Annotated in this window: 3 protein-coding genes; 1 reads left to right on the top strand and 2 read right to left on the bottom strand. The window is 62.4% G+C overall.

What is annotated here, in order from left to right; genetic code table 11:
- Window positions 1-778, top strand: a 778-nt coding sequence (gene gltS, locus HX846_RS20370; RefSeq protein ID WP_178965985.1) for a sodium/glutamate symporter, incomplete at its 5' end; no start/stop codon positions are given.
- Between the two features lie 23 nt (window positions 779-801).
- Here gltS and HX846_RS20365 read toward each other — a convergent pair.
- On the bottom strand, window positions 802-1,938 hold the full coding sequence (locus tag HX846_RS20365) for a carboxylesterase (protein WP_023659010.1): 1,137 nt from the start codon (window positions 1,936-1,938) through the stop codon (window positions 802-804).
- A gap of 169 nt (window positions 1,939-2,107) precedes the next feature.
- A partial coding sequence (locus HX846_RS20360) for an FAD-binding oxidoreductase (RefSeq protein ID WP_178965984.1) occupies window positions 2,108-2,968 on the bottom strand: 861 nt, incomplete at its 5' end.

Here is a 2,968-nt window from a genome sequence, read left to right as displayed (position 1 = left end):
CGCGGTGTTCAGCGAGAAGTATGGCGTGGCGTCGGCGTCCGAACTGGCCATTGCTTCCGCGACCTTTGGCCTGGTGCTCGGCGGCCTGATTGGCGGCCCGGTCGCTCGCCTGCTGATCAAGCGCGTCCAGACGCCCGCCCTGGCGCCGGTACAACCGCTAGGGCCAAAAGGGTTCGAGCAGCCGAATCAAGAGCGCATGATCACCTCCTTCTCCTTTATCGAGACCCTGGCGCTGCTCGCCATCAGCCTGCAAGTGGGCACGTTCCTCAGCGGTTTTATCCAGGGCACGGCCTTTGAGCTGCCGACGTTTGTGTGTGTCTTGTTTGTCGGTGTGGTGTTGCGTAATGGCCTGTCGGCGCTGGGCTGGCACCAGGTATTCGAGCGCGAAGTCTCGGTGCTAGGGAATGTCAGCCTGTCGTTGTTCCTGGCGATTGCATTGATGTCGCTCAAGCTCTGGGACCTCGCCGCGCTGGCCCTGCCGATTTTCATCCTGCTGGCTGCGCAGGCGTTGATGATGGCGCTGTTTGCGATTTTCGTGACGTTCCGGGTGATGGGGAGCAACTATGACGCGGCGGTCCTGGCGGCGGGGCACTGCGGTTTCGGGCTCGGTGCCACGCCAACTGCCATTGCGAACATGCAGGCGGTGACCCAGCGTTTCGGGCCATCGCAGATTGCATTTCTGGTGGTGCCGATGGTGGGCGCCTTTTTCATCGATATCACCAATGCGATCGTGATCAAGTTGTACCTGGCGCTGCCGTTCCTGGGCGTCGCGGGATAAACGCGGTTTACCGGATTTGCCGTTTAATGACTCGCCAGGTCCTGCTTGCCCAGGACCTCGTCAATCACCCCAAGCTGCCAGGTGAAATACGGATTGAACGTCAACCGCGCATGCATCTTGCCCGGCTCACGGTAGCCCCAGTCCGAATACCACACGTCGGCCCCTTGTTCGCAGGCGCGGGTAGCGTCGTCCGTCTGGCCGTTCCAGCAAAACCGCAGGCTGCCCTGTTCGCCATACAGAGCGTTGTCGGGTGAGAACAGCAACCCCATGTGGGAGAACTGGCTGATCCTTAACTCCGGCAGGTAGTCGGTACGCGCTTTTACACGGCGGGTATCCCAGGCGCTCTCTGGCAATGTGCCGTACCAGGCGAGGCGGCTATGGGGGTTGCTGAAGCGTTGCTGGAAGGTCTCCAGCACGTAGTGCGTATCGAGTACTGAGTCGTGGGCTGCGACGGCAATGAACACCGGCTTGTCATAGGGGCGCCGCTCCAGGTCCTGGCGGGCTAGCCGGCTGCTGCGGTAGAACTGGGCAAAACCGTTGGTGGGCACTGTCATGTAGCGCACCAGGCTCTGTTGTGGCCGGCTGGCGTCTGGCGCCAGCAGCCAGGGGCGCGCCCAACTGATCAGGGGTGTCAGCCAGTCGTAGGTCATGCTGGACTGGAACGCGGGAGAGAACAGCAGCAGCCCCGCGACGTCGTCGTGTTTGTAGGCGTAGTCGAGTACCAGGTTGGCGCCGGTGGAAAAGCCGCCGAGGTAGATTTCTCCCACCTCTGCGCGAAGGATCGCAGCCTGTTCGTCCACCACCCGGCGCCAGTCTTCCATGCGCACCTGCAGCATGTCGGCCGGTTGCGTGCCGTGGCCGGGCAGCAGCACGGTCCTGACCAGAAAGCCGCGGGCGGCCAGTGCGCTGCCGATATCGTGGAAAGACCAGGGTGAGTCACCCAGGCCATGCACGAGAATGATCCCGCGCTTGGGGGCACCCGCCGGGCGCCATTCCTGCGGGGCGTTCCAGTTGAGTTCGGCATCCTTGTCGATGCCCTGGAAATCACGATGGTCCCGCAGCCATTGCAAGGTAGCGGCGCGATACGCTTCGAATGATTTCTGGCCAAGCGGCATGCCCGGTTCTGCGAGGGCTGTCGTGCAGAGCAATAGGGCGAGCATGCCGCAAGCAACGCTTCGGAGCGTTCTGCGCATCGATGGACGGGGCTGCATACAGGTGTGGTTGTTCAAGGCAGGTTCTCAACGGAGCGTAACCGTAAGGTCATGCACGATAATGACCTGCCTTGTATCACCGAAAGTGCGAAACAGTAGCAAGACGTTTCCGATGATCTCAGAAACGATCCAGCCGGTAGGGCCCAAGTGCCGGCAGCCCGTTGGACGCGGCCGCAGGCGATGCCAGCCGTGCAATCAACTCCGCCGTCACCGCAGCCTGCGTCAGGCCCAGATGCTGATGCCCAAAGGCAAGCAGCACCTTGCCCTTGCACACCTTGTCGATAATCGGCAGCGAGTCCGGCAGGGAAGGGCGAAACCCCATCCACGGCGTCGCGTCCTCGGCACTCAAGTCACGACGAAACAGCCCCTGGCTCAGCCGATGCAACTGCCACGCGCGTTCCATGTTCGGTGGGCGATCAAGGCCGGCGAACTCCACGGTACCTGCCAGCCGCAATCCGCCGTCCATGGGCGTCATGATGAACTTGCGCTCCAATGACGTGACCGCAAACGGCAACCGTCCATGCTCATGCGGCAACATCAGGTGATAGCCGCGCTCTGTATCCAGCGGGACCTTTTTGCCAGTCAGTGCGCCGGTCAGGCTGGCTGAGTGCGCACCGCATGCGATCAACACCTGGCGCGCGGCCACGGTGCCTTGGTCGGTCCGCAATGAAACACCGTGCTCGTCCAGCTTCCCGCCCACGACCTGGCGCTTGAGAAATTGCACCCCGCTGGCTTTGGCCGCTTCCATCAGCTCGCAAACCACCCCATAGGGATCGAGAAAATGCCCGGTGCGAGGAAAGAACAACCCGCCCTGAATCCCTTTGCTGAGTTGTGGCGCCGCGTCCTGCACCCCGCTGGCGTGCCAGTGGTCCACCGGCACTTCCTGCTGACTCATGCGTGCCTGCAATGCATCAATGGCCTGTCGCGACTCGGCGCGCTCGAAGACCAGCAACGAGCCGTCTTCGCGCATCAGGTGCGG

The sequence above is a fragment of the Pseudomonas sp. K5002 genome, from assembly GCF_013386655.1.
Lineage (GTDB): Bacteria > Pseudomonadota > Gammaproteobacteria > Pseudomonadales > Pseudomonadaceae > Aquipseudomonas.
The sequence above is the reverse complement of the archived record's forward strand: the minus strand, read 5'-3'. Positions and strand labels throughout refer to the sequence as shown.

What these genes read in the sequence shown, in the direction of transcription:
- HX846_RS20365 (WP_023659010.1), bottom strand. Translation starts at nt 1,938, where the DNA reads ATGCTCGCCCTATTGCTCTGCACGACAGCCCTCGCAGAACCGGGCATG.